Annotated in this window: 3 protein-coding genes and 1 pseudogene; 2 read left to right on the forward strand and 2 right to left on the reverse strand. The window is 30.0% G+C overall.

From position 1 onward, the window contains the following. A pseudogene (locus ACFFVB_RS03385) lies at positions 1-189 on the forward strand (IS110 family transposase); the annotation flags it as partial. Positions 190-236: 47 nt separating this feature from the next. On the opposite strand, the gene ACFFVB_RS03390 reads toward ACFFVB_RS03385, so the two are convergent. Together ACFFVB_RS03390 and ACFFVB_RS03395 are read right to left on the reverse strand one after the other, a co-directional pair. Further along, positions 237-1,109: a DUF2971 domain-containing protein gene (locus tag ACFFVB_RS03390; protein WP_382381177.1), complete on the reverse strand. Its 873-nt coding sequence runs from the start codon at positions 1,107-1,109 to the stop codon at positions 237-239. A gap of 292 nt (positions 1,110-1,401) precedes the next feature. Next, positions 1,402-2,292 (reverse strand): LysR family transcriptional regulator, encoded by an 891-nt coding sequence (locus tag ACFFVB_RS03395; protein ID WP_382381179.1) that lies wholly within the window; start codon positions 2,290-2,292, stop codon positions 1,402-1,404. A 93-nt stretch (positions 2,293-2,385) separates the two neighbouring features. On the opposite strand from ACFFVB_RS03395, the gene ACFFVB_RS03400 reads away from it, so the two are divergent. Continuing rightward, complete coding sequence (locus ACFFVB_RS03400; RefSeq protein WP_382381181.1) at positions 2,386-3,348, forward strand: haloalkane dehalogenase; 963 nt, start codon at positions 2,386-2,388, stop codon at positions 3,346-3,348. Positions 3,349-3,544 lie beyond the last annotated feature (196 nt).

Here is a 3,544-nt window from a genome sequence, read left to right on the forward strand (position 1 = left end):
GCAGTTTTAATGCTTGTAAATATAACTATGCTTGCAAAGCAATATACGACCGATTAGTAGCCAAAGGAAAGAGTAAAAAGTTAGCATTAATAGCCGTGTGTAATACCCTCACTAAAACAGGCTTTTGCCATAGCCAAATCAGGATTAACCTATGATAATAATTATAGAAGTGTTTTAGTAGGAAATTAATGAGTTTTTACTTGTTTTTTACCACAGTACTTTGTTGTAAGTAGTTTTTATATTTTATATCTATCTATTTTAAATTCAAATTCAGATTTATAACATTGATAGATTTCAATTCCTTTATTTCGAGCAATGTTAATTATTTCAGTTTTATCCTTTTCAGGTGTTTTAAGTCCTATAATAACTTCTTTAATATGTTTATCGTCAAGTGTTACAATTCTTTCTTTATCTGACGGAATTTTGTCATCATAAATATTTATAGCTCTTATTTCTTTTTCGTATTCCCAATCTATGCTTTTATGAAAAAACTTAATTTCATGCGATTTTTTATTTTTATTTATTGGATTTAATTCGGGATATTCTGAGGAATAATTTACTCGTAGAATTTTTCCAAACAATTGAGAGTATCTCAGAGCTTTTTCATCAAAACCAATAGAAATTCCTTTATGATTTTCTGCGTAATGAGACCACATCAAAATTGAATTCCATTTTTCACTAAAACAAGTTATTCCTAAACGGTCATCATATATTTTACTTGCAATGACTTCTGCTCTGACTTGATATTTTAATGTGTTTTCAATTCTATTTTCAAGAGTAGTTTTTGCCTTTTCAATAGGAATGCCTTTTTCTATTAGAAAATCTTTGTTTTTTTCTAATGAGTTTTTTACATACTCTTCTTTTTTTTCATCTGTGTTTAAGAACTTTAAATGGTTTTCATAAATTCTAGTATCAAAAGGGTCATTTAATCCACTAGGTGAAGACATAAACAAAGAATTTTTTATTAAAAGGTCTTTATGATGATTGTCAGACCAACTTCTAAATTTGTATATGATTTCAGGATGATTATTTGAGTTAGGTTCAAACAATCTTGTTAATGGATTTTTTAAGAATATTTCTCCCAGTTGTTTTAATTTACTTTTATCCATTATTAAGTTCTATTTCGAGGTTTTGGGGAAATTACGCACAACGTTACGTATAAGAAACGTAGGGCAGGTGATAAGCACTATTGTTTCGGTTTATTACTTAGCTAAATATAAATATTTTGCTTTTATTTTTTATTCTTAAATGCCAAATTTTATATTTAGCGGACTTGGTAAGTATTCACAGACCTTTCGATTTAACACAAACGTCCTATGTTTTTTATACATTGTTATCTTCTGTTGCGACCCGTTCGAGTAAGCACGTTATATTTCGTTTCCAAAATATATAAATAAAATTCTATTGTTTAAAGTCTTTTTTGATTTGGTCAATAAACGAATTTTCTATTTTTGTTATTTTATCGAGACTTGCGATAAACCAATCTCTTTGTCCTTGATTTGCTCTAAAAGGAATAATCTTTAAGTCGTTATTTTTCAAAAATGGTGTGACAGCCCATTTTGCCATAACCGAAATTCCCAAATTAGCACTAACCAATTGTAAAATGGCCTCGGTCAATTGTACTTTTTGAATAGAGTTTACCAAACTAATGTCGTTTTGTAGAATATTGGTCAAAACATAATTTTTTTCTTCGGGAATGTCATAAAGGAATAGGTTCTGCTTTTTAAGGTCGGAGAGTTCAAGTCTCTCAAAATCTATCAAATCATTTTCTTTTGAAAGAATAACGACCATTTCATCAGTTATTAATGGTTCAAATTTTATAGATGGGTTATTTGATTTGCTACTTACGATAGCCATATCAATCTTGCCTTCGGTAAGATATTGAAGTGGTTCTTTTGTAGCCTCAATATTAATCTGAACGTTGATTTCAGGATTATTTTTTCTAAATTCTTGAACAACTTTTGGTAACCAGTGATAACAAGTGTAACATTCCGTTGTTAAGCGAATTTTCTTTTTTTTTCCTTTTTTTAATTCATCAAGCTCCGCATTGAGCAGGTTAAAGGAAGTCAGCAATTTTTCAGAAGTCCTATATAATACTTGTCCAGTTTCTGTTAGGATCAATTTTTTGTTCAATCGATTAAAGACTTTAAGACCTATTTCTTCTTCCAGTTTTTTTAGTTGATGACTTAATGCAGGTTGCGAAAGGAACAATTTCTCTGAAGCTTTCGTCACAGAACCTTCTTTTACAATCACATTTACCAGTTTTAAATTTCTTAAAGACACATCCATCATTCAATAATTTTATAGATGTGATAAAATTAATTCATTTTTTTCATATTACCAAAACAAATACCTTTGACCCATATAATTTTAAAAATAGAAATTATGAAATACACAATTCAAATTTTAGGTAATAAAATCACCTTTTTATTATCTGTATTTATTTTAACATTAATCTTTAACACAAACGTTATGGCACAAAAAAGCAAAGCAACATCAAATTATTACGAAGTGTACGGCAGTAAGATGCACGTACTTGAATACGGAAAAGGAGAAGGAAGTCCAATTCTCTTTCTACACGGAAATCCTTCCAATAGTTTTTTATGGAGAAACATCACTCCTTATGTAGAAGGAACTGGACACCATATTATCATTCCAGACCTTATTGGTATGGGGAAATCTGATAAGCCTGCAATTGATTATACCTATATGGAACAGTACGCTTATGTAGAAAAGTTAATCGAACAAATGGAACTTAAAAATGTAACGCTCGTATTGCACGATTGGGGTTCAGGACTCGGATTTAATTACTTTGCAAACCATCAAGACAATGTAAAGGCGATTGTTTTTATGGAAGGAATAATACAGGATATAGGTACTTATTTTGATGAGGGTACACAAGAATTTTTTAAAAAATTGAGGGGTAAGGACGGTTATAAAATGATAGCGGAAGACAATGTTTTTTTAAACGAAGTTCTACCGACTTGGGTGGTTAGAGGATTGACTGAAGATGAATTGAACACTTACAAAGCTCCTTTCCAAACTGTTGAAAGTAGAAAGCCTATTTGGAAATTTGTTTCTCAAGTGCCATTTGATGGGAAACCAGAATTAACATCTGCAATAGTAAAAAACTATAGAGAGCAATTACAGAAGTCAGAAATTCCAAAATTGTTTTTTTATGCAGAGCCTGGTGCATTTATGCCAGAACAAGTTCGTAATTGGATTATTGAGAATATCCCAAATATGGAAGTTGTCAACATAGGTTCAGGAACGCACTTTATTCAAGAGGACAATCCAGACTTGATTGGTCAAAAAATTAAGGAATTTGTTTTAAAACTTGAAGATTAAAAGTTCGATTTAAATCCGACAATTTTGTTATGTCTCAAATTCCGTGAGTTTTTGGGACATTTTTTGTTTTATTCCGAATGTTTTTTTTAGCAATGTCTTGTCCTGAAATATGGCTACAGGTTAAAATTGAATTAAGCTGATAATTTATATACCATATTCGGTGTTTTATAATCTAAAGATAAATGTAATCTTATTT

Source organism: Formosa undariae, assembly GCF_042427615.1.
Lineage (GTDB): Bacteria > Bacteroidota > Bacteroidia > Flavobacteriales > Flavobacteriaceae > Formosa > Formosa undariae.